Annotated in this window: 21 protein-coding genes; 8 read left to right on the forward strand and 13 right to left on the reverse strand. The window is 52.8% G+C overall.

Features of this window, described 5'->3' with window-relative positions; all coding sequences use genetic code 11:
- Positions 1 to 456: 456 nt before the first annotated feature.
- From HKT17_RS05010 to HKT17_RS05045, 8 genes are all read right to left on the reverse strand, one after another.
- Entirely contained in the window at positions 457 to 2,685 is a 2,229-nt protein-coding gene (locus tag HKT17_RS05010; protein ID WP_171098301.1) for a RelA/SpoT family protein, read from the reverse strand.
- 59 nt (positions 2,686 to 2,744) lie between these two features.
- Positions 2,745 to 2,999, reverse strand: coding sequence for a cell division topological specificity factor MinE (minE, locus tag HKT17_RS05015; RefSeq protein ID WP_105028628.1), 255 nt, complete (start codon positions 2,997 to 2,999; stop codon positions 2,745 to 2,747).
- A 4-nt stretch (positions 3,000 to 3,003) separates the two neighbouring features.
- Complete coding sequence (minD, locus tag HKT17_RS05020; RefSeq protein WP_008251789.1) at positions 3,004 to 3,816, reverse strand: septum site-determining protein MinD; 813 nt, start codon at positions 3,814 to 3,816, stop codon at positions 3,004 to 3,006.
- Between the two features lie 10 nt (positions 3,817 to 3,826).
- On the reverse strand, positions 3,827 to 4,639 hold the full coding sequence (gene minC, locus HKT17_RS05025) for a septum site-determining protein MinC (RefSeq protein ID WP_171098303.1): 813 nt from the start codon (positions 4,637 to 4,639) through the stop codon (positions 3,827 to 3,829).
- 118 nt (positions 4,640 to 4,757) lie between these two features.
- On the reverse strand, positions 4,758 to 4,964 hold the full coding sequence (gene rpoZ / locus HKT17_RS05030) for a DNA-directed RNA polymerase subunit omega (RefSeq protein WP_008251793.1): 207 nt from the start codon (positions 4,962 to 4,964) through the stop codon (positions 4,758 to 4,760).
- Between the two features lie 9 nt (positions 4,965 to 4,973).
- A complete protein-coding gene (gene gmk, locus HKT17_RS05035) occupies positions 4,974 to 5,621 on the reverse strand; it encodes a guanylate kinase (protein ID WP_171098305.1) in 648 nt (215 codons plus the stop codon).
- A gap of 70 nt (positions 5,622 to 5,691) precedes the next feature.
- The gene (locus tag HKT17_RS05040; RefSeq protein ID WP_205882505.1) at positions 5,692 to 6,552 is read right to left on the reverse strand and encodes a hypothetical protein; all 861 of its coding nucleotides are present in this window, start codon (positions 6,550 to 6,552) and stop codon (positions 5,692 to 5,694) included.
- A gap of 124 nt (positions 6,553 to 6,676) precedes the next feature.
- Positions 6,677 to 7,606, reverse strand: a complete 930-nt coding sequence (locus HKT17_RS05045; protein WP_171098309.1) for a YicC/YloC family endoribonuclease — start codon at positions 7,604 to 7,606, stop codon at positions 6,677 to 6,679.
- Between the two features lie 71 nt (positions 7,607 to 7,677).
- Between HKT17_RS05045 and dinB the strand changes: the two genes are divergently transcribed.
- Genes dinB through hemW form a run of 4 tightly spaced genes read left to right on the forward strand, consistent with a single transcriptional unit; the run spans position 7,678 to position 11,653 of the window.
- Positions 7,678 to 8,886: a DNA polymerase IV gene (gene dinB / locus HKT17_RS05050; RefSeq protein ID WP_240965948.1), complete on the forward strand. Its 1,209-nt coding sequence runs from the start codon at positions 7,678 to 7,680 to the stop codon at positions 8,884 to 8,886.
- A gap of 38 nt (positions 8,887 to 8,924) precedes the next feature.
- On the forward strand, positions 8,925 to 9,656 hold the full coding sequence (gene rph / locus HKT17_RS05055; protein WP_171098314.1) for a ribonuclease PH: 732 nt from the start codon (positions 8,925 to 8,927) through the stop codon (positions 9,654 to 9,656).
- Positions 9,657 to 9,679: 23 nt separating this feature from the next.
- Positions 9,680 to 10,309: an RdgB/HAM1 family non-canonical purine NTP pyrophosphatase gene (gene rdgB, locus HKT17_RS05060; RefSeq protein ID WP_171098316.1), complete on the forward strand. Its 630-nt coding sequence runs from the start codon at positions 9,680 to 9,682 to the stop codon at positions 10,307 to 10,309.
- A gap of 39 nt (positions 10,310 to 10,348) precedes the next feature.
- On the forward strand, positions 10,349 to 11,653 hold the full coding sequence (hemW, locus tag HKT17_RS05065; RefSeq protein WP_205882506.1) for a radical SAM family heme chaperone HemW: 1,305 nt from the start codon (positions 10,349 to 10,351) through the stop codon (positions 11,651 to 11,653).
- Between the two features lie 16 nt (positions 11,654 to 11,669).
- Here hemW and HKT17_RS05070 read toward each other — a convergent pair whose 3' ends face one another.
- The gene (locus tag HKT17_RS05070; RefSeq protein WP_008251809.1) at positions 11,670 to 12,194 is read right to left on the reverse strand and encodes a hypothetical protein; all 525 of its coding nucleotides are present in this window, start codon (positions 12,192 to 12,194) and stop codon (positions 11,670 to 11,672) included.
- Between the two features lie 123 nt (positions 12,195 to 12,317).
- Here HKT17_RS05070 and clpB point away from each other — a divergent pair, with 123 nt between their 5' ends.
- Positions 12,318 to 14,906, forward strand: coding sequence for an ATP-dependent chaperone ClpB (gene clpB, locus HKT17_RS05075; protein WP_171098319.1), 2,589 nt, complete (start codon positions 12,318 to 12,320; stop codon positions 14,904 to 14,906).
- A 345-nt stretch (positions 14,907 to 15,251) separates the two neighbouring features.
- On the opposite strand, the gene HKT17_RS05080 is transcribed toward clpB, so the two are convergent.
- Positions 15,252 to 16,130, reverse strand: a complete 879-nt coding sequence (locus HKT17_RS05080; RefSeq protein ID WP_171098321.1) for a metal-dependent hydrolase — start codon at positions 16,128 to 16,130, stop codon at positions 15,252 to 15,254.
- A 125-nt stretch (positions 16,131 to 16,255) separates the two neighbouring features.
- Here HKT17_RS05080 and HKT17_RS05085 point away from each other — a divergent pair, with 125 nt between their 5' ends.
- Together HKT17_RS05085 and rraA are read left to right on the forward strand one after the other, a co-directional pair.
- Positions 16,256 to 17,260, forward strand: a complete 1,005-nt coding sequence (locus HKT17_RS05085; RefSeq protein WP_171098324.1) for an AraC family transcriptional regulator — start codon at positions 16,256 to 16,258, stop codon at positions 17,258 to 17,260.
- Between the two features lie 78 nt (positions 17,261 to 17,338).
- Entirely contained in the window at positions 17,339 to 17,830 is a 492-nt protein-coding gene (gene rraA / locus HKT17_RS05090; RefSeq protein ID WP_171098327.1) for a ribonuclease E activity regulator RraA, read from the forward strand.
- Between the two features lie 5 nt (positions 17,831 to 17,835).
- Here rraA and HKT17_RS05095 read toward each other — a convergent pair whose 3' ends face one another.
- Positions 17,836 to 18,261 (reverse strand): hypothetical protein, encoded by a 426-nt coding sequence (locus HKT17_RS05095; RefSeq protein WP_205882507.1) that lies wholly within the window; start codon positions 18,259 to 18,261, stop codon positions 17,836 to 17,838.
- Positions 18,262 to 18,644: 383 nt separating this feature from the next.
- Between HKT17_RS05095 and aceA the strand changes: the two genes are divergently transcribed.
- Positions 18,645 to 19,961: an isocitrate lyase gene (aceA, locus tag HKT17_RS05100; RefSeq protein WP_008251824.1), complete on the forward strand. Its 1,317-nt coding sequence runs from the start codon at positions 18,645 to 18,647 to the stop codon at positions 19,959 to 19,961.
- 192 nt (positions 19,962 to 20,153) lie between these two features.
- Here the strand turns inward: aceA and HKT17_RS05105 are convergent, their stop codons facing one another.
- A complete protein-coding gene (locus tag HKT17_RS05105) occupies positions 20,154 to 21,776 on the reverse strand; it encodes a methyl-accepting chemotaxis protein (protein WP_171098331.1) in 1,623 nt (540 codons plus the stop codon).
- A gap of 133 nt (positions 21,777 to 21,909) precedes the next feature.
- A complete protein-coding gene (locus HKT17_RS05110; protein WP_171098333.1) occupies positions 21,910 to 23,607 on the reverse strand; it encodes a cation:proton antiporter domain-containing protein in 1,698 nt (565 codons plus the stop codon).
- Positions 23,608 to 23,635 lie beyond the last annotated feature (28 nt).

Below are 23,635 nucleotides of genomic sequence, written 5' to 3' on the forward strand. Positions count from 1 at the left end.
TTGGCACTTCGGCTTGTCGTCTTGAGCCTGCACTAAGCCAAGCCCTCCAAAAGTAACGGTCGGGTCTTGGCTTTCGCGCCAGGGCGCGATCGTTAGTCTCGGCGCGCCAAGCCGGCAAGTTTTCTGACTGGTCATCGTGCGACCCATTGCAAGTTCAGCTCTCCGCACTCCCGTGCAGCGCTTCGCCATCACCACGCAACTCGCAGCTGTGTTTGGTGCCCAATCGGCGGCGGTGTTTCGATCGCCTCGCCTTCAAGAAAACCTGCCCTTGCGTGCCGAGCAGGGCCGGTGTTGCCCAGCATGGGCAACAGAGAACGGACCCGACCCGCCTTTTTGGAGGGCCGTTCTCAGGCATCGCAAGGCTCAGCAAGGGAGAAACAGGTTTTCTGGCGAGAGAGCGAAATCCAAGCCGAGTGGGCTACCAAGAAAGCGGCGAGAGATCGGAACCCAAGCCGATTAGTGTGTCGCCGTGTCTGCCACGGGCAAACGCACTTTCGCAAAAGCCCGGCCCTTCACACGGGTTACACGCTCCACGTATTCAAGCCTGCGCAGCGCCATCAAAATGCGCGCCAAGTGCACTCGGTCAGTGACCTGAATTGTGAAATGCAACAGTTTGCGGTAAGCCGTTTCATCACTCATCGTCAGGTTGGTAATGTTGGCTCCGGCATCTGACAAAGTGGCCGCAATCGTGGCCAGTGCGCCTTTCTCGTTCACCGCCTGCAAATCTACATTCACATCGAAGGGGCGGGTAATTTCAGGCGACCACTGAACATCGGTCCAGCGCTCAGGTTCCTTGCGAATCTGCTTGCGGGCTGTTTCGCATTCGTCGGTGTGAATGATCAAGCCTGAGCCCTTGCGCACGTAGCCAATAATATTGTCGCCAGGAATTGGCAAGCAGCAGGGCGCGCGTTGAACCGACATGCCTTCACCACCGTGAATCATGATAGGCGCACGGGCTTCACCCACGTTGCCTGAAGGTGCATCCACCCTCGCATCAGCACGGCCCATGGCGATCAGTACACGGCGCGCCACAACTGGCGCCACACGGCGGCCTGCGCCAATGTCGGCCAGCAATTCGTCTCGGGTGCTCACTTGCGAGTCTTTTTGTAAACGGTCCCACACCTCGTTGGTGAGGTGCTCAAGCTTGATCTGGTCGGCTTCAAGCGCCTGTTCCAGCAATCTGCTGCCCAAGCGCACGGTTTCCTCAAGATTCATGGACTTCAAATAGTGCCGAATCTCGGAGCGTGCCTTTCCTGAGCGCACAAAACCAAGCCAAACCGGATTGGGGCGGCTGTGGGGTGCAGTAATAATTTCAACCACATCGCCACTTTTCAAAATGGTGCGCAGGGGTTCAATCACCTGATTCACACGTGCAGCCACACAGTGATTGCCCACATCGGTGTGCACTGCATAAGCAAAGTCGACTACGGTTGCGCCACGGGGCAGGCTCATGATCTTGCCGTTCGGGGTGAACACGTACACGGCATCCGGGAACAGGTCCACCTTGATGTGTTCCAGAAACTCGGCCGAGTCGCCGGTTTGGTTTTGAATGTCAAGCAGGCTTTGCAGCAGGCGGTGGGTTTGCGTTTGAATGGTGTTCAGCGCTTCGCCTTCGCCTTTGTACAGCCAATGCGATGCCACACCTTTTTCGGCCACCTGGTGCATTTCTTCGGTACGAATTTGAAACTCGACTGGCGTGCCGTACGGACCCAGCAAGGTGGTGTGCAGACTTTGGTAACCGTTCAGTTTTGGAATGGCGATGTAGTCTTTGAACTTGCCTGGAACTGGTTTGAACAACTGGTGCAGCATACCCATGGCCATGTAACAACCAGGCATGTCTTTCACCACCACGCGGAAACCATACACATCCAGCACCTGAGAAAAGCTCAGGCGCTTTTCAATCATTTTGCGGTAAATGCCGTACAAGGCCTTTTCCCGGCCATACACCTGGCATTCAATGTTCGCGTCGCTCAGGCACTTTTCAACAGCTTCCAGAATTTTGCCCACCACTTCACGGCGGTTGCCTCGTGCTGCCAACACCGCTTTTTTCAGCACTTCATAACGCATGGGGTAAGCATGCTGAAAGCTCAGTTCTTGTAGTTCGCGGAAAATTTCATTCAAGCCCAGTCGGTGGGCAATGGGGGCGTAAATTTCGAGGGTTTCAAGTGCAATGCGGCGTTTTTTGGCGGGGCTCATAATGTCGAGCGTTCGCATATTGTGCAAACGGTCAGCCAATTTCACCAAAATAACCCGCAGGTCTCGGGCCATGGCCAGCAGCATTTTTCGGAAATTTTCAGCCTGGGCTTCTTCCCGGGAAGAAAACTCCATTTTGTCGAGCTTCGAAAGCCCGTCGACCAAATCGGCCACCGAGCCACCAAAGCGCTCAATCAGGTCTTCTTTGGTGGTGCCCGAGTCCTCCATCACATCGTGAAGCAGGGCGGCTTGAATGGCCTGGCTGTCCAGGCGCCAGCTGGCGCAGAGTTCAGCCACCGCGATGGGGTGAGTTACATAGGGTTCACCCGTGGCGCGAAACTGCCCCAGGTGCGCAACGTCAGAAAACTTGTAAGCCTCGCGAACGCGCCGAATCTCAGCCTCGGGCAGATAAGTCGAGGCTAGTCCGATAAGCTGTGCGATAGAGACCACATCGGGTCGGTTTGGCTCAGGTTGAAGTTCTCTGGCTTGCATTGCCCCCCGCATTTTGTACCACTGTTACAACTAAAACTACGATCTTCTATTGTGCAGTCTTACTTCTGGTCCGGCAAGACGATATTGACTTCCAACATCTCCATATTGCCTTGTTTTTGAAGGTTAAACTTCACGTCTTGTTGATCAATCTTGACGTATTTGGCAATGACTTGCATCAATTCGTCCCGCATTTGGGGCAAAAAGTCGGGACCGTCCTGGTCAACACGCTCGCGCGCAATGATCAAAGACAGTCGTTCTTTTGCAACATTGGCCGATTTTTTCTTTTCGCCAAACAGCATGCTCAGTAGTGACATGGCCTTAACCTCCAAACAAGCGCTTCAGCAGGCTTGGCTTTTCATAGTCTACGAATCGCAAGGGTTTGGTTTCACCCAAAAAGCGTGAAATGCAGTCTTGGTAGGCCAGTGCAGCGTCATTTTCCTCTGCGTGAATCACTGGCATGCCCTGGTTTGAGGCCTGCAATACAGTTTCACTTTCAGGAATTACGCCCAGCAAAGGCACGCGAAGCAGGTCGGCTACATCGGTGTAGCTCAACATTTCGCCGTCAGCGGCGCGCTTGGCCGAGTAACGCGTAATCAGCAGGTGTTCTTTTACCGGCTCACCGCCTTCCTTGGCGCGTTTGCTCTTGGCTTGCAAAATGCCAATGATCCGGTCGGAATCGCGAACCGAGGACACTTCCGGGTTGGTCACCACAATGGCTTCATCGGCAAAGGTCAAAGCCATTACCGCGCCACGTTCAATGCCAGCCGGGCTGTCGCACACAATGTATTCAAAACCCATTTCGATCAGGTCCTTGATCACTTTCTCCACGCCTTCTTCTGTCAAGGCGTCTTTGTCGCGTGTTTGCGAGGCGGGAAGGATGGACAGCATGGGGCAGTGTTTGTCTTTGATCAAAGTTTGTTGCAGGCTGGCTTCGCCATTGATCACGTTGACCAGGTCATAAACCACCCGGCGCTCGCAACCCATGATCAGGTCCAGGTTTCGCAAACCCACGTCAAAGTCGATCACCACTGTTTTAAAACCACGCAAGGCCAGGCCTGCGGAAAAACTTGCGCTGGTGGTAGTTTTACCAACGCCACCCTTACCGGATGTAACAACAATGACTCGACTCACAAATGGTCTCCTAGCGGATGTTGATGGCCTTGAGTCGCAATACTGCCGGCTCAGTGCCATGGTCAAGATGAATTAATGTAGGTTTGGAACGGTTCTCTTCGGGAAAGCCGCCTTCGAAAGTTAAGTAGTAACCAGCAACGGCCACCAGTTCCGCTTCGAAACAAGTGGAGATGATTCTGGCTTGGGTATCGCCTGCGGCGCCCGCCAAGGCGCGACCACGCAACACTCCGTAAACGTGCACATTGCCATCGGCGATGACTTCGGCGCCGGCTGACACCTGACCCATCACGATCAAGTCAGCCCCTTGGGCATAAATTTTCTGTCCACTGCGAACTGATTGATCAATCACCATGGTTCGGCGGGCGTTGTCGAAATTGGGTACAGCGGGGTGACTGGCCTGCTCGGAATCGGTTTCGAGCAATTCAGCTTGTACGGCCTGGGCGGCTTGTTCAGTTTTTTCTGGTTGCGGCTGTGGCTCAGGTTCAAGCTGCTCTGTCTGGCCCGTTTCGAAACGAATGCCCAGCTCTTCTGCCTGCGCTTCAAGGGCTTCGCTTTGGCCACGCACCTCAGCCAACAGCACGCCAGCAGCCCTCAGCATTTCTGCGTAGGTTTTCAATTCGATGCCATGCTCGGCCAGTTCGGTATCGTTCCAGCCAGAAAAGTCGAGCACCGCAGGCTCGGCGGAATACACACCGGGCGTTGGGCCCAAGCGCTTCTTCAATGCCTCAATACTTTCTTGCAGCGGAGCGGGGCGCAAAGCGAATGTCACTGCCTTGATTTTGGCAAATTTGATGTCCAGCAATGCTGAGGAAGGTTTGTTCAAGGTAATCGAGGTCCGGGAATTCTGAGTTTTCAGCCAGCTGAGTTTTCAGTCAATTTTACGAACAAAGCCCGAGCCGTGTGCCGGTCTCGGGCTTTTTGAGATGCGCAATTGCCCGGTATTAGATGGGCACGCGTTTCAGCATTTCAATACCAATTTCCCCAGCTGCTATTTCACGCAGCGCGGTCACGGTGGGCTTGTCTTTGTCAGATTTGACTTTGGGTGTATGGCCTTGGGCCAGCATGCGGGCGCGGTAAGTGGCGCACAGGGCCATGTCGAAACGGTTAGGGATCTTTTTCAAGCAATCTTCAACGGTGATGCGGGCCATCTGGTGTCCTTACAGTCCAATACTTTTGAGTTGCGCCCCGTGGCGCGCCATTTGCTGATTGAAACGGCAACGGGATGCGAAGACGATTGATTTCAGCTCCAAAAGAGCCTGTGTGAAATCATCGTTAAGGATAACATAATCAAAGCGTCTCGCTTGCTCGATCTCGAGTTGTGCGGCACCCATTCGCTTCAAAATGACGTCTTCGCTGTCTGTGCCACGCCCACGCAGCCTTTTTTCGAGTTCTTCCATGCTGGGTGGAAGAATAAAGATAGACACCACGTTGTCCACCTTGCGCACCACTTGCTCGGCACCTTGCCAGTCGATTTCCAGAAGTACATCGCGGTCAATGGCCATTTGCCCTTCAACCCAGGCGCGGGATGTGCCGTAGTAATTGCCGTGTACATGGGCCCATTCAAGGAAGCCGTCCTGATCGCGAATGGCTTCGAACTCGGGTTGGGAGATGAAATGATAGTCCTTGCCGTCTACCTCGCCGGGGCGGGCATTGCGGGTGGTGTTTGAAATGGACAGCCCAATGCCCTGAACTTCAGCCAGAAGTGCTTTCACCAGAGACGACTTGCCCGCGCCAGAAGGTGCACTGACGATAAACAGGCTGCCGGAATACTGTGGCGTGTGCTGGGGTTGGGCCAAGGCGGTCATGAAGCGCTCGAACAAAGATCAACAAGCCGTGATTCTATGGGATTTCGTCTAGACTCGCCATGTCGATTGCTTATTCAGCAGGCTTCGTATGCTCGGTCAGAACAAACCACGGTTTTGTAGAACTTTCATCGCCGAATCCACTTCCTTTGCTGACTTTGTAGCTTGAAATAGGGGCGGCGATCAACTCCCGTTCATTGGGCCGCAAGGCATTTGACACGGAAATGTCTTTGGCCAGCTCGGATTCAATTATGCAGCTGACAGCACCAAATACACTTGGAATCAGTGGAGTCGACGCATCCTCGCGCTTGCTCATGCTTAAAAAGTAGTCGGGCACAAATGGCTTTCCGGTTTTTTCGGCGTCCACCAAGGTCTGAAACATGGGTGATTTCGGGTTCAGATTGTGTTGGGCCTGGGCGGACTGAACCGGCAAGGCATTCAAAAGGCTGACCAGTATCAAGCTTCTTTCTCGCATGTCCGAGTGCTGCTGTGGCTCGCCCTTGAACTCCCCACGCAAAAATTCGTTCATGACTTGTGAATATCCGTCTGTTGCAATGTAGTCCCGAAGCACGCACCGCTCTGCTGCACTGACCGGTAGCGCTTGTGGACCCTCTTTAGGCGCATTGGGTAGGGTTTGTGGAGCTGAAAGCGCCTCAATCCGCTCTTGAACAGACAAGGTGTTTTCAAATTTGTATTGCTCACCCACTTTGACTTTTGGAATTTCACCCTGACTGGAATTGCCAATTTCCAATCGACCGCTTTTGATCAGGTCCATATCAGCCAGTTTTTCCTGACCAACCCGGTATTGCGCGAGATCGTAGCGTTGCAGCCGCAGTGTGGGGTGGCACAACAAGGCTTGTGCCGCTCGCTGCTGCCCTTTGGCGACCAAAAGCAGACCGGCAAGGCGCGGGTCTGTGGCTGCATGGGGTAACACGCACTTAAGTAGTTGATTGAGAAAAGAGATAGGCGTGGTCATTGGGCAGGGTCTCGAACAAGGATATGTTCGATTGGGTGCCCAGGTATTCAGATTGGTTCAGTTCAATCCCAAACTCGGTCGTTCATTCAATATTCTGAATTTGCTCCCTGAACTGTTCAACCAACACCTTCAAGTCAATTGAGGCCTGCGTTTGCGCAATTGCGTGTGCTTTGCTGCCCAAGGTGTTGGCCTCGCGGTTCAATTCCTGAGTTACAAAATCCAGCCGTTTGCCAATCACCCCGCCTTTTTTCAGAATACGGCGCACCTCAGTGAAGTGCGTTTGCAGCCTCTCGACTTCTTCTTTTACATCAATGCGTACGCTGTGCAGGGCCACCTCGTGTTTGATGCGTTCTTCAAGGTCTTCCACGGTCAGGTGGCTGGCTTTGTCCGAAATAATTTTGTCGAAGGCCTCGGTCATGCGTTCCCGAATCTTGCCCTCATAGTGGGCCAAAAACTGGGGCAACATCGGCAGCAGGCTGTTGACAATCGCTTCCATGCCATCCACTTTCTCCAACAGCACTGCCGCCAGGCCTGCACCCTCACGTTCGCGGCTTTGCTTCAAGGCATCAATGGCCTGGTCGCACAAGGCTGAAATGGTCTCTTGCAGTTCTTCGCCGCTCAGGCTGTTGTCTTCGACCACACCAGGCCAATTCAGCACCTCGGTAATGCGAAAGCCGTTGGCCTTGGGCAAGGCGCTTTGAATGCTGACCTCAAGTGCAGCCAATTGTTTGACTTGTTCCAGATCAACCTTCGGAATCCGTTTTTCACCCTCTGCACGTCCCCAGGAAATCCGGCATTCCACCTTCCCACGGCTCAGCGCGTTCATCAGTTTTTCGCGAATCAGTGGTTCCACCATGCGCAGGTCATCGGCCATGCGAAAGTTCAGGTCCAGAAAACGGGAATTCACGCTGCGCAACTCCATGCTCAGGGTGCCAGCACGGGTGGTGCTTTGTGCATTGGCAAAGCCTGTCATGCTGTGTACTGCTGCGGTGTTTTTGCTGTCCTTGCTCATTTGCGGCCTGTGCGTGTGTGTCGGTGGTGCATGGATTGTAAACTCTGGGCTGGTGCTTGTTTTCTTCGGGGGTGTTTTTGTCGGGTCGAATCATTGCCCATTTGGACATGGACGCCTTCTACGCCAATGCCGAATTGGTGCGCAACCCGGCTTTGCGGGGTTTGCCCGTGGCTGTTGGGGGGCGCAGAGGCATGCAGCCGCTGCCAGGGCAACGGTTTCCAACACTGGCTCAGTATGAAGGACGCGGGGTGTTGACCACCGCCAATTACGAGGCCCGTGCGCTGGGTTTGCATTCGGCCATGCCGACCATGAAAGCCGCCAAGTTGGCACCCCATGCGGTATTACTTCCTGCCGATTTCGACTGGTACAAAACCCTGTCAAGGCAGTTCAAGACCGCTGTGCGGGAATTGGCACCCAACGTGGAAGATCGCGGTATCGATGAAATCTACATTGATTTGACCGGGGAAACCGGGGGAGATTTTGAGGCGGCCATTGAACTGGCGCGCCACTTGAAGGCTGCGGTAACCCGGGCCACTGGCGGCATGACCTGTTCAGTGGGTTTGTCGGAGAACAAGTTGACCTCCAAGATTTGCTCCGACTTGCAAAAACCAAACGGCTTAAGCGTGGTGCGTCCCGACCAGTTTCAGGAAATGATCTGGCCGCTTCCGGTGGGCAAAATCAACGGTGTGGGGCCCAAGGCTCAGGAAAAGCTGAAAGCCATGGGTGTCAACAGCATTGCCGAGCTGGCTGCTCAACCTGTCGATTTGCTTAGAGAACGTTTCGGCGAAAGTTATGGGCTTTGGATGCATGAAAGTGCCCATGGCATTGACCGGCGGGAAGTCACTTTGTTTTCGGAACCGAAAAGCATCAGCCGTGAAACCACGTTCGAGAACGACATGCATGTGCGCAGGCAACGCGACAATTTGACGCAGGTACTTGAGCACCTTGCGGACAAGCTTTCTCAAGACCTGGCCCGAAAACAGCGGTTGGCAAAAACCATCGGCGTGAAAGTGCGTTTCGCGGATTTCAAATCGCTGACCCGCGATGTCACCACTGGATTGACCGTCCGCACAGCGGATGAAGTTTTGCAAGCCGCTCGAGCTTGCCTGAAGAAAATTCCGTTTGAAGACAAAGGAGCCAGATCAACCATTCGACTGTTGGGAATCAAAGCCAGCCATCTGATTACCCCTGCGGAGGATGCGCTTGAAAAGGCTGCCGAGGAAAGCAGGCGAACCAAAGGGCAAGCCCAATTGTTTCTCGACCTGGAAGATGCGCCATAATGCGTGCACTACGAAAGAACACGCACTGGAGAATTTGAATGAATGCCACCACAGCCCGCCCTGATGGACGAAGCCCCCACACCTTGCGCAATATCAGCCTGGAGCGCAATTACACCAAGCATGCCGAGGGTTCAGTCATGGTGCGTTTCGGCGACACCCATGTGTTGTGCACCTGCAGCGTTGAAGACAAGGTGCCGGGCTTTTTAAAGGGTCAGAATCAGGGTTGGTTGACTGCCGAATACGGTATGCTGCCCCGTTCTACCCATTCCCGAATGGATCGTGAGGCGGCCAAGGGCAAGCAAAGTGGCCGTACGCAGGAAATTCAGCGTTTGATTGGCCGTGCCTTGCGCGCAGCAGTCGATTTAAACAAGCTGGGTGAACGCACCCTGAAAATTGATTGCGATGTGATCCAGGCCGATGGCGGTACACGCACGGCATCGATCACGGGCGCCATGGTCGCTGTGGCAGATGCAATTGGCAAACTGGTGGCCAGCGGCGCTTTGGCTGAAAACCCGATCAAGCAGTTCGTGGCGGCTGTGTCGGTGGGAGTGGTCAATGGGCAGGTGGTGCTTGACTTGAATTACGACGAAGACTCCACCTGCGAAACCGACTTGAATGTGGTGATGACCGAGAAAGGTGGCTTTGTAGAAGTGCAGGGCACCGCCGAGGGCGATGCTTTTAGCCGGGACGAATTGAATGGCATGCTGGATTCGGCTGCAGCTGGAATTGCTGAGCTGGTTCGCCTGCAAAAAGCGGCTTTGCAGGCGTAAAAATTAATTTGGATTACAAAGCGATGGTACCGAACAGCGAATGGGTATTGGCCAGTGGCAACAAGGGCAAACTGCGGGAATTTCAAGACCTGTTTGCCCCATGGGGTGTGAATTGGGTGGCCCAAGGTGAACTGGGTGTGCCCGATGCCGAGGAGCCCTTTCATACCTTTGTGGAGAATGCCCTCACCAAGGCGCGCCATGCAAGCCTCCTTACAGGCCGCCCCGCGCTGGCCGATGACTCGGGCTTGTGTGTGCCGGCCATTGGGGGGGCACCGGGCGTGTTGTCGGCCCGCTATGCCACCTTGTTTGGTCAAGAAAAAAGCGATGCCAACAACAACGCCTGCTTGATTGATAAGCTCAAGGGTGTTGAAGACCGCCGCGCGTATTTTGTGTGCGCCATGGTGTGGGTGGCCCACGCCGACGACCCCACACCCACCATTGCTCAAAAAATGTGGTGGGGTGAGGTCATTGATACACCGCAAGGTGAACACGGTTTTGGTTACGACCCTCACTTCTGGTTGCCAGAACACCAGTGCACGGCGGCGCAAATGCCCAAGGAACTGAAAAACCGTTTCAGCCATCGTGCCCAGGCCACTCAAGCCTTGTTGCAGGAATTGCAGCAGCGGCTGGGTTTGAAAAAGGCGATTGTGTAAGTGGGGCAGGGCGAGGAAAAATCAGGCAAGCCGGCATTCATGGCTTCAACCACGGCTGGCAACCTAGTGGGCCGTGTCTTCATGCCCAGTGAACTTCGATTTGCCGCCATGCCGCCTTTGGCTCTTTATATTCACCTGCCTTGGTGTGTGCGCAAATGCCCTTACTGTGATTTCAACAGCCACTTGGCGCCGGAAAGCAAGCTGCGTGAAGTGGGCGTACCGCTGTTGTCCGAGATACAGCGCGTCGACATTGATCCCTCAAGCGCTGGTGAGCAGGGTTTTGCAGAGTCGCTGCCCTTGGACTTGCAACGCCGTTACCTCAATGCCCTGATTGCCGATCTTGACCAACAGTTGCCCAAAATCTGGGGCCGTAAGTTGTACTCAATTTTCATCGGTGGAGGCACACCTTCCCTGTTTGCGCCCGAGTTGATTGATGAATTGTTGGGCGCGGTGCGTGCACGTTTGGGCATGCCGCAAAGTGGCGAAATCACCATGGAAGCCAACCCCGGAACTTTCGAACAAGCCAGGTTTGAAGGGTTTCGTAAAGCAGGTGTTAATCGCTTGTCGATCGGTGTCCAAAGTTTCTCGGATTCTCACTTGAAGGCCTTGGGACGGGTGCACAACCGCGGGCAGGCCTTGGCCGCAGTGCGCAGTGCCGTGGCCTTGTTCGATGAAGTGAACATTGATTTGATGTATGCCTTGCCCCATCAAAACGTGGAGCAGGCACTGGCCGATGTGGCGCAGGCTGTGGCGCTGAACAGCACGCACTTAAGCCTGTACCAGTTGACCATGGAGCCCAACACGCTGTTTGCCGCAAAACCGCCGCCTCTGCCCGATGACGACACCTTGATCGATATTGAAGAGGCTGTTCACAAGGCTGCGAAGGAGGCAGGCTTTGAGCAATACGAAATTTCGGCCTTTGCCAAACCCGGACACCGCTGCCAGCACAACCTGAATTATTGGGGGTTTGGCGACTACTTGGGGCTGGGTGCCGGGGCGCACGCAAAAATAAGCTACCCCAACCGCATTGAACGGGAAACCCGCCACCGCAAACCCATGGCTTATATGGAAGAAATGGAGGGCGCTGCGCAACCGCTGGAGGTGCGCACCCTGGCCGTGAAAGAGTTGCCATTCGAGTTCATGCTCAACGCCTTGCGCTTAATCGATGGTGTACCCGAAAGCTGGTTCGTGGAGCGTTGTGGCAGGCCATTGAGCGATTTGCAAAAGCCTTTGAAACAGGCATTGACCAAAGGTTTGATTGAAACCCAACCTGGCTTGTTCAAGCCCACTGAATTGGGCTTTCGTTTTCTGAATGACCTTCAGGAAATGTTCTTGGCCAGTTAAGCGCTTTTAGTCCGGTTCAGTTCAAGTGGCGCGTTTCTGGCCGCTCGATAATGCTGGGCACACTCTTGAAATGCAAACCCCAATCAGCCTGCCCGCAGGTTTTGATCAACAAGTCAGCGAAGCCGTGCTGCAACTGTTCGGCCATTCGCATCTCAAATCCCTTGCCACTGCCTGCAACCAGTTTCAATACCAAATCGGTGTTGTGCGCTTCGCCACTGGGGCGCAGTTCAATTTGGGTAATCAGCAGTGGGTCAGCACCCAGCGGCGTGGTGGTATTTTTGTCTTGAAACGGGCTTTTGAAATCAGCGGAATACAGCGATACTTCACGGCTCATTTCCAGCAGTGCTTTGCGGCCCGCCTCGTTCAGCGGTCTGTCGCTGGCCAGTAGTTTTTGCATCATCTCGTCCAGGCTGGGTATCAACATGCGCACCATGCGGCGCGTCAGCCATACCCTTACCTCTTGGTTTTCAGCCGAATTGATTCGCATCAGGATGCGATCATGCTCGGGCGCGTAAGCAACTTGGAGTTGTTTGATTTGCATGGCAGCGTACTTGAAAAATAGTGCAAGTCATTTGTGTTGGCGTTATCTTGAAATCACCACGCTCGCCCACACATACGGTTCATGGGTATTGTGACTCAAAATTGTTAAGAAGGGTTTGCACACATGCGTTTAGATCGACTCACCACCAAGTTTCAGGAAGCTTTGGCCGACGCCCAAAGTCTGGCTGTGGGAAAAGACAACCCCACAGTTGAACCTGCACACGTGTTGTTGGCCATGCTCAAGCAGGGCGAGGGGTCTGTTCGAGGGGTGATCAGCAAAGCGGGCGGTAACCCGCAGGTGTTGGTCAAAGGCGTTGAGGCCGAGGTGAACAACCTGCCTCAAGTGGCGAACAATGCCGGTCAAATCCAGATTGGCAGCAAATTACAAGCTGCCTTGAACCTCACCGACAAAGAGGCGCAAAAGCGTGGCGACCAGTTTATTGCCAGTGAGCTTTTTTTGCTGGCTTGTTTGCAAGACAGCACCGGCTTGGCCAAGGTCATGAAAGAGGCGGGCTTGAATGCCCAGTCGCTGAACACTGCAATTGAGCAGGTGCGCGGTGGCGCAGCTGTCGACAGCGCCGATGGGGAAAGTCAGCGCGAAGCTTTGAAAAAATACACCATAGACCTCACTGAACGTGCCCGCATGGGCAAGCTAGACCCTGTCATTGGTCGCGACGACGAAATTCGTCGTGCCATTCAAATTTTGCAACGCAGAACCAAAAACAACCCGGTACTGATCGGCGAACCTGGTGTCGGAAAAACCGCTATTGTGGAAGGCTTGGCGCAGCGTATTGTCAATGGCGAGGTACCCGACACCTTAAAGAACAAGCGTGTGTTGGTATTGGACATGGCCTTGTTGCTGGCCGGTGCCAAGTACAGGGGTGAATTTGAAGAACGCCTTAAAGCCGTATTGAAAGACGTGGCCGCTGATGAAGGCCAAACCATTGTGTTTATCGATGAAATTCACACCATGGTGGGTGCGGGCAAAGCCGAGGGTGCAATTGATGCCGGCAATATGTTAAAGCCTGCACTGGCCCGCGGCGAATTGCATTGTATTGGCGCCACCACGCTGGATGAATACCGCAAGTACATTGAAAAAGATGCAGCACTTGAACGCCGTTTCCAGAAAGTGCTGGTGGGCGAGCCCAGTGTTGAAAGTACCATTGCCATTCTGCGTGGTTTGCAGGAACGCTATGAGTTGCACCACGGCGTGGACATTACCGACCCCGCCATTGTTGCGGCTGCGGAGCTCAGCCACCGCTACATCACCGATCGCTTCCTGCCCGACAAAGCCATTGATCTGATCGATGAGGCTGCAGCCCGAATCAAGATGGAAATTGATTCCAAGCCTGAGGAAATGGACAAGCTGGATCGCCGGATCATTCAACTGAAAATTGAACGCGAAGCCGTCAAGCGTGAGCAGGACGACGCTTCTAAAAAGCGCCTGGCCTTGATCGAGGAAGAAATTGTTCGACTTGAGCGCGAGTACGCAGACCTCGACGAAATCTGGAAAAGTGAAAAAGCAGCGGTGCAGGGCAGTGCTGCCATCAAGGAAGAAATTGATCACATTCGTGCAGAAATCGAGCAGTGGAAACGCAAGGGCGATTGGCAGAAAGTGTCTGAACTTCAGTACGGAAAATTGCCTGATCTGGAGAAAAAGCTTAACGATGTGAAAGACAACGAGGGTGGCGAGAAGAAACCCAACAGGCTGTTGCGCACGCAGGTGGGCACTGAAGAAATTGCAGAAGTGGTTAGCCGCGCAACCGGCATTCCGGTGAGCAAAATGTTGCAAGGCGAACGCGACAAATTGCTGCAAATGGAAGCGGCCCTACACATGCGCGTAGTTGGGCAAGATGAAGCCGTTACTTTGGTATCAGACGCCATTCGCCGTTCTCGTGCGGGGCTTTCCGATCCCAACAAGCCCTTGGGTTCATTTCTTTTCCTGGGCCCCACAGGCGTGGGTAAAACAGAATTGTGCAAAGCCTTGGCGGGTTTCCTGTTCGATTCGGAAGATCACCTTGTTCGCATCGACATGAGCGAATTCATGGAAAAGCACACCGTAAGCCGATTGGTGGGTGCACCCCCCGGCTATGTGGGGTACGACGAAGGCGGTTACCTGACCGAAGCCGTGCGCCGCAAACCTTACAGCGTGATTTTGCTGGATGAGGTTGAAAAGGCCCACCCCGATGTATTCAACGTGCTGTTGCAAGTGCTGGATGATGGCCGCCTGACTGACGGACAAGGCCGCACGGTGGATTTCAAAAACACAGTGATTGTAATGACCTCAAACTTGGGGTCGCTTGAAATTCAGCGTTTGGCGGGTCAGGATGGCGAAGTGATTAAAGCAGCGGTCATGGAAGAGGTGAAGCTGCACTTCCGTCCGGAATTCATCAACCGTGTGGATGAGCTGGTGGTGTTCCACGCTTTGGACAATGCGCACATTGCGAATATCGCCCGCATCCAGTTGCAGCGTTTGCAGCAGCGCTTGGCCAGCCGCGACATGCGCCTGGAAGTCAGTGATGCCGCATTGGCCGAAGTGGTCAAGGCAGGTTTTGACCCCTTGTATGGTGCAAGGCCTTTGAAGCGAGCCATCCAGCAAATCATTGAAAACCCGGTTTCAAAAATGATTCTGGAAGGCCGGTTTGGGCCGAATGACGTGGTACCAGTGGACTTCAAGGAAGGGGCGTTCACTTTTGAACGGGTGGTTCACTGAGTGCAGCTATTTGAAATCGCATAGCTGTGCTCATCGAAGTCGCGTGGCTTCTTTCTTCGAAGCCGCTAAACTCCGCGCCTGAGAAGCCTTGCCCCAGTCACTTACTCGCGACGTTCAAGACCCGCCCGCCGTTCCCCGTTTGGAATGGATTAGACGCGAAGCGGCTCCGCAAGACGCGTTAGCGTTTGCGGCATCCATTCCGAACGGGGTCAGAACGGCCACCGCCGCAATATTCACGTTGGGCGGGGCTGTCGAGAGAAGTGACTGGGGCCAGGCTTCTCCAGCGCGAGTATTGGTTCTTGCGCTGCACAGTGAACAATACACAGGCCTCGCGATGCCCACGTATCAATGCGCTGCAGCGTACATTGCCTCGCCAGCCTCGACCGGGTTACCTGTCTTGTTGAAGGTTTCAAGCCACACCCCATAGTTATGAACAGTGGGGTCTTGCCATGGATGAAAGCCTGGTTTGAAGTAGTTCAACAATTTGGGCAATAGGCTGCTGTACAGCCCCTTGGGTCCCAACAGCCACACCAGGCCTTTCGAGTACATTTTGAACCGGGTCCAGCCCTTGAAACCATCGGTGCCCAAAATAATCCATGTGAACACCAAGGTGTGGAGCGTGAAGTTGAACATGGCGTGAGCCATCGCAAGGCTTCGCTTGAAGTAACCTACTTTGGCCACTTTCTGCATGACATCAAATGCCACGGCCTTGTGTTCCATTTCTTCCACTGCATGCCAGGCCAGCATGGCACGAACCCGATGATCCGCGCCCGCCATCACCTCTTTGCGCGCAAAAAACATCTCGGCCATCATGGCCGTGAAATGCTCCAGTGCGGCTGTCATGGCCAGGTTGTATTCAGGCGAAAGCACCTGCAAACGGCGGTTCATGATTTTTGTGATTACATGCAACATTTTGTCCACCGGTACGCCTTGTTCCTTCAGGCGCTTGTTGTAGTCGGTGTGTACTTTGCCGTGTTGACCTTCCTGAAAAGAAAAATCTTTTACCGCCTTCAGCAACTCAGGATCGGTAATTTTGTCTTTGAAATTCCGCACGCTCGAGATGAAATAGCGTTCGCCGTCCGGAAAACTCATTTGGACACCATCAATCACGCGGGTTTTGAACGCGTCTCCATCCATCCAATAGCGTGGAATGTCTTTGTCGGTGATTCCAAAATCCAGATCTTTCCGGACCACGATGTCTTCTTTGAACGATGTTGTTGTCATGACTGCCTCCTGCTGCATTGTGTGAATAAAGATTACCGAATCACCACAACACACGATATGATTTGAAATGACAAAAAAGGAAGAATTCGCGACAGATTTAATCTGATCACGCTACAGGGGGTTTGGTGGAAACCATCAATTTTCAAATGCTTGCAAGCCTGGCCAACGCCGCGCGGCGCTGCGACATTGATTTGAACAGTGTGATGCAAGAATTGAAACTGGAAATTGACATGAGCGGGGACCCACGCCGGCGCATGTCTTTGTCGTGCTTCAGTTCCTTGTTCTCTGCGGTTGAGGCACGCAAGCCCAGCCAACACTTTCCCCTGGTGTTTGGTGATTCTTTCAACTTCGATGGCTTGCCCGAGTTGGCCACTTTTGTGACAAGCGCTTCAACCCCACAAGAGGCCATGCGTGTGCTGGACTGGTCGCCCAAGCTGTTGCACCCCAATTTGCACTTCATCACGCTTGACCTGGGGGACGAGGCTGCACTGGAAATCAAGGTGTCCGATCCGGAAGGTGTGAACGAAGACCTGCCCGGTTTTGTTGAAGCTTCCATGTCAGCCGTATTGAAGTTTATTCATCTTCTCAGCCCCGGTTCACACTTGATCAAGCGGATTGAGTTTCGCCATGCGCCTTTGACGCTGGAATCTGCTTATCAAGAAGTGCTAAAAACCACGGTGTTGTTCCAGCAGGCCCACAACCGTTTGGTGGTTGATTCTTCTGCACTGGATTTGCCTTTGCCAGGAGGAATTCCTTCAGCACACCACAAGGCGCAGGCTGTAATTTTGAACCGCCTGTTGCCGGATGTTGAGGAGCAAACCCTTGAAAAACAGATCAAGCGCTTGTTGAAGTCGCGCTTGAGTATGTTAAGTGAACCAATACAGACGATAGCCGACGTGCTGCACATTCACCCCCGCACCTTGCAGCGAAGGCTTAAAAGCGAAGGTAAGTCGTATGCTGAAATTCTGGGGGATGTTCGCCACGAACTGGCCTGCGAGATGTTGAAAGGCTCGGTGCTTGACATTGAAACCATCGCTGCGAACCTTGGCTATTCCGATCGCCGCAGCTTTACAAGCGCATTTCTAAAATGGCAGGGTATCTCCCCGAGGGAATTCAGAAATCAGCAGTGAAACCTTTCGGTCATGTTTAGTGCCTGAATTTCATGTTTAAATTTTGGCTATTCATTCACTTAATTTTCGGAGCTTTCCATGACCCCTACCACTGATCTTTGCGATGCCAACGAGGACAAAATTGCCGCAGGCACTTTGCGTGTTGTTGAGCCGATGTTTCAAAGTTGGGGCATGAAAAGCAGTTTTATGGGGCAAGCCCACACTTTGAAAGTATTTGAAGACAACTCACTGGTGCGCAGCGCCCTTGAAAAAGACGGGCAGGGCAAAGTATTGGTGGTCGATGGCGGTGGAAGCATGCGTTGCGCCCTGGTGGGCGGCAACTTGGGCATGCTGGCTGAGAAAAACAATTGGGCGGGCATTGTGGTGTATGGCTGCGTGCGCGACACCCTGGAGCTGGATGAATGTGATGTGGGAATTCGTGCCTTGGCTGCGCACCCCATGAAAAGCCAGAAGCGAGGCATTGGTCATGAGAACATCGAAGTGGCCTTGAGTTTCACCACTGTGCGCCCCGGCAATTGGGTGTATGCGGATGAGGACGGTGTTTTGATTTCAGAAACAGCCTTGAGCTAATTGTTTCAGGACAGGTCTCCGGTCAAAAAATTTGGTGGCCTTGTTTCATCGGTTTGAATCAACGAAGTTCGACTTATCCGAATGGCGCCAGTGCCAGAAACTATTGATATTTCATCGTAGCCTTTTTTCACGATGGGCAGCGTGCCATAAGTTTTTACCAGCGAATCAACGATTTCATTGGTGCTTTTGTCCACGCCGGCCGTCACGCACAAGAATTTGCTGGGATTCGGGATCAGTTGATAAATTCGATCAACTGATTCTTTAATCTTGTGCAATTGATCCGGTTGTATGTGAGCCACCAAGGCCTTGCCATCGGACTCGCGCCACAAGGCCAGGCCCACGCAAAGCGCGCACCCTGTAGTGCCAATCCGAACTGAATGGTTGTGGTTCGCGGCAGATGAGATCAAGCCATATTGGTTCTGACCAACCATGTGGGATGGAAGCGAGCGAGTCATGTGGATGTCCGTTGGTTGTTTTTTTTGAGTGGTTCGGCAAGGCCAAAATGTTCACACGAACCATTTTTAGTAGGTTGCGCCGCATGATTTAGAGTGGGTACTCTTTTTCATTTAGAGAAAAAGTATTTCACATCGTGATTAATTTAACGTAAGTAATTGATTTTAAACAATACGAAAAAAAGTCTTGTATAAGATATAACTCTTGTTGCTCTGCGAAATGATCTGTAAGATACGGCTCATCACCTGATCGACACCACTTGCCCAAGTGATACCCGCGAAGCTGCACCCGCAGGGCACCGCAAGTAGGCCATCAAGCGAACCGTTTTCTTTTTTCTCTATTGCCTTCTGAGGACATCACTATGAAATCTTTTGACCAACAGGTTCAAGAACTCAACAAAGACTGGGAAACCAACCCACGCTGGAAGCTGGTAAAGCGCGGCTACAAGGCCGAAGACGTGGTACGTCTGCGTGGTTCACTGCAGCCAGAATACACACTGGCCAAGCGCGGTGCTGAAAAGCTGTGGGAAAAAGTAAACGGCACAGCCAAAAAGGGCTATGTAAACGCTTTTGGCGCGATCACTGCTGGCCAGGCCATGCAGCAAGCCAAAGCTGGTCTGGAAGCCGTTTACCTGTCAGGCTGGCAAGTTGCTGCTGACGGCAACAGCTCCGAGACAATGTACCCAGACCAGTCTTTGTATGCATACGACTCTGTGCCAAAAATGGTTCGTCGTATCAACAACACATTCCAGCGCGCTGACGAAATTCAGTGGAAAAACATTTGCGACGGCAAAATGAAAGCTGAAGACGCAATCGACTACTTCCTGCCCATCGTTGCTGACGGTGAAGCTGGTTTCGGCGGTGTACTGAATGCTTACGAACTGATGAAGAACATGATTGCTGCGGGTGCAGCTGGTGTTCACTTCGAAGACCAATTGGCCGCTGTGAAGAAGTGTGGTCACATGGGTGGCAAGGTGTTGGTTCCAACCGCTGAAGCGATCCAGAAGTTGATTTCTGCTCGTTTGGCAGCCGACGTAATGGGTGTTCCTTCAATCGTTCTGGCCCGTACAGACGCTGAAGCCGCCAACCTGTTGACTTCCGATTTCGACGAAAACGACAAGCCATTCCTGACTGGCGAGCGCACTCCTGAAGGCTTCTACCGCGTGAAAAACGGTCTGGAACAGGCCATCAGCCGTGGTATCGCATACGCACCTTATGCTGACTTGGTGTGGTGTGAAACAGGCACGCCCGACATCGGTTTTGCCCGTGAGTTCGCGCAAGCCGTTCTGGAAAAGAACCCAGGCAAGCTGTTGAGCTACAACTGCTCACCCTCTTTCAACTGGAAGAAGAACCTGAACGACAGCCAAATCGCTTCCTTCCAGGAAGACCTGTCTGCCTTGGGTTACAAGTACCAATTCATCACATTGGCCGGTATCCACGTCAACTGGTACAACACATTCAAGTTCGCAAACGCCTACGCTCAAGGCGAAGGCATGAAGCATTATGTCAATATGGTTCAAGAACCTGAGTTTGCAGCACGCGAACAGGGTTATACTTTCGTATCTCACCAGCAGGAAGTTGGCGCAGGCTACTTCGATGATGTAACCACTGTGATCCAGGGTGGTGCTTCTTCAGTAACAGCCTTGAAAGGCTCTACAGAAGAAGAACAGTTCCACTGATTTGCTGGTTGAACTGAATTTGTCGGCAATCTTGGCAGTCTCCCACCCCAAGAGGGGTGGATAGATTGACCGACTGAGGGGGAGAGGAGACAAGCTCAAAAAATCAATTCAAGAGTATTTTTCCCCTTGCTGGGCCTTTACAAAAGGCCCAACAGCGAGTGCTGAAGCCCGGTAAGAAACTTGCCGGGCTTTTTATTTGAATGTACTGATCGCATGCACAAGCACATTCGATACGGATTGAAGTTGCTGTGCTACCCGGGTGTTGTTTTGTGCAGCTTGGGTATTTTCTTCGGTCATTCTCGCCACTTTCTCCACACTTTGGCTAATCTGTACACTCACCTGCGACTGTTCCCTCATGGACACGGCAATGGTTGAAATTGCGTCTGAAACCCGTTCAGAATGGTTTTTGATGTCCAGGATAGTCATGTTCACTTGATTGGCCTGGCTCAAGCCAGCCTGAACCAGTTTCACAGAATTACCCATACTGCCGACCGCACCTTGAGTCATGCGTTGAATGTCATAGATCATGTCCGAGATCCGATGCGTTGCGGTCTTGGTTTGTTCTGCAAGTTTTCGAACCTCGTCCGCAACCACTGCGAATCCACGGCCCTGGTCCCCGGCTCTGGCAGCTTCAATGGCTGCATTCAAGGCCAGCAGGTTCGTGTGTTCAGCTATTTCAGTGATGGTTGAAATGATTTCTGAAATATCATTCGAACGTGCCTCGAGTGTTTGTACTGTCAATGCGCTTTCATCAACCGAGTGGGCGATTCGTTCAATTCCACCCACGACCATTTTCAAAGTGGCAATGCCATTTTCAGCAGCATTTCTAGCAGTGTGTGCCGTGTCGCTGGCCTGAGAAGTATTCTCCGAGATGTGCGAAATGCTGACGGTGAGTTCTTCAACTGCCGCAGCCATGGTCGAAGTGGCCTCGGCTTGTTCGTCACTGGACTTGGCCATGGACTGCGACAGGCTAGACACCTGATTTGAGTTGTCATCCAGTTCCTGTGCTGATTGGCGAATGCCGTTGATCAATACCCGAAGATTATTCTGGGCTTTGGATATCTCTTGCAACAGTGTGTCGATTTCATCTTTGCCTTGAGTGTGAACGGTGCGCCCAAGCTGACCGTTTGCCAATTCCCGAATATGCTGGTTTGCTTTGGCGAGTTTGGTTCTGAGCAATTTCCCAAGGCGAAGCATGATCATGACACCCGCGAGCAAGGACAAGACAACCACTGAACCTACCGCCCACAGAGAACTGGTGTAGGTTTGAACAGACTGGGCAGTGCGATTCTCAAGCATGGTTTTTTCGGCAGATTCAACCTGATCCAGCAAGGCCTGCATTTTATCCATGATGGGCTTGCCAGACATGGCTGCAAAGATGTCCAGAAAATCAGCCTGATCAAGTTCACCCTTGTCCAGGCTTTGACGCAGTTTGATGGTTTCATCGATCGAAAAAGTCAGCCATGGCGAATAGAGGGTTTGCAATTCCTCAACCCAGACGAATGATTCTGGCAGTTCATTTTTGCGTTTTGACAGATAAGCAAGTTCTTCCTGATAGCGTTTTTTGCCAAATTGGTATGTCGACAAATAGGAGTCATCGCCAGTCAGCAAGTATCCCCGTTGGCCCGATTCAATGAAAACCAGACTCTCACGAATGGTGCTGACATGTTGCAGTGTTTTGAAACTGTCGGTGTTGTTCAGCCCACTGACTTGAATGCGTTGCATGTTCCACAAGCCCAAGCCCCCTCCAATGGCGACGCAAACGATCAACAAGGCGAAGCCCAATACTATTTTTGACTGTATGGTTTGAAGCATCGAAATTCCTGAATGACAAAGATTGAAATTTTGTCAATTATCAGCAGTTCGGTTGACTTTCAAAACCTTGAAATGCGGGGTGGTTCTGAACCCCGCAATTCAAGCAAATTCACGAATTTGAAACAAAAATCAATTAGGCGTTTGAAGGCTCTGGCCGGGTTTTGATGAGGTCGTGAACAATGGCGTCGCTCAATGTGTCTTCCCAGCGGTATACATGTACATCGGGCAGGGCACCCAGCATTTGTTTTTCCTCTTTCGAGTACGCCTGCACAAAAATCTGAATTGCCGGGTTCAGCATTTTGGCGTTTTCGATCATCTGGCTCAGCCCCGGGGTATCGCCAGTGGCAATAACAAGGCTATTTGCATTGGTGGTGTGCGCTTGAACCAGGGTCACCGGGTCTGCATATTCGCCAGACACGGCAGCCTGTCCATTCTTTCTCAGTTTGGCCACTACTTCACGGCTGGTGTCGACAATCACCAACGGTACATTTTTCTTCTTTAGTGATTTCGCAATTTTTTTGCTCAGTTCGGTGTGCCCCACCAGCACCACGTGTTTACCAAGGTACTTGCCATCCGTTTGCTCAGGCAGTTCTTCCATTGTGTGGCTGCGCGCATTCAAATTGCGAACCCATTGAAACCGTTTCACCATGCCATCGTTCAGTTTCGGGATTAAAGAGAACACCACCGGGTTCAGGGCAATCGACAAGATTGCACCCGACACCACCAGGCTTTGCACTTGAAGATCCACCAGCCCCAGGTACAAACCAAGTCCAATCAGGATGAATGAGAACTCGCCAATTTGTGCAAGGCTGGCCGCAATGACCAAGGCGCTCTTGAGGGGGTATTTGAACAGCAGCACCAGTGCTCCGGCGGCCAGCGATTTGCCCAGCACGATGATGGCTACCACAGCGAGTACGCGCAGGGGATATTCCAGAATAACGTCGAATTGAAACAGCATGCCCACTGACACAAAGAACAGCACAGCAAATGCGTCTCGCAAAGGCAGGGATTCCTCTGCTGCACGGTGGCTGAGTTCCGATTCCCGCATTACCATGCCGGCGAAGAAGGCGCCGAGTGCAAAAGACACATCGAACAGCCCTGCGGCAACGAAAGCCAAGCTGATGGCCAGTGCAATGACTGAGAGTGTGAACAATTCACGGGAGCCTGTTTTCGCAATGTGCCAAAGCATCCAGGGAATAACACGCTTGCCCACAACCAGCATCAAACCCACGAAAAGCGCCACCTTCACCAAGGTGAAACCGATGTCGAAGATCAGATTGGTTTCCGGGTCCAGGGTTCCGCCTTTCAACAAACCTGCCAGTGGCGGAAGCAAAACCAGAATCAGTACCATGGCCAGGTCTTCAACCACCAGCCAACCCACTGCAATTTGACCGTTTGCACTTGTTAGCATGCCGCGGGCTTCCAGGGCTTTTAGCAACACCACCGTGCTGGCCACCGACAAAGCTAGGCCAAACACCAGGCTCTGGCCCATGGGCCAATCCCAGAAATAGGCCACTCCCATGCCCAGTAGCGTTGCAGCCGTCATTTGAACGATGGCGCCCGGCACGGCAATCTTCTTCACGGCCAGCAAATCATTGAGCGAAAAGTGCATGCCCACACCGAACATCAGCAGCATCACACCGACTTCGGCCAATTGATTGGTTAGTGCGGGGTCCGCTACAAAGCCAGGGGTGGCTGGGCCAATCAGGAATCCGGCAACCAAATAACCCAACAAGGCGGGAGCCTTTAGTTTTTCTGCGATAAAACCGAAGATGAGCGCAAGGCCAAAACCAAATGCCAGGGTGGCAATCAGGGAAACGTCATGGGGCATGATGGGGGTATTCCAAATAGTATTGTTC

This window comes from Limnobacter sp. SAORIC-580 (genome assembly GCF_013004065.1).
GTDB lineage: Bacteria > Pseudomonadota > Gammaproteobacteria > Burkholderiales > Burkholderiaceae_B > Limnobacter > Limnobacter profundi.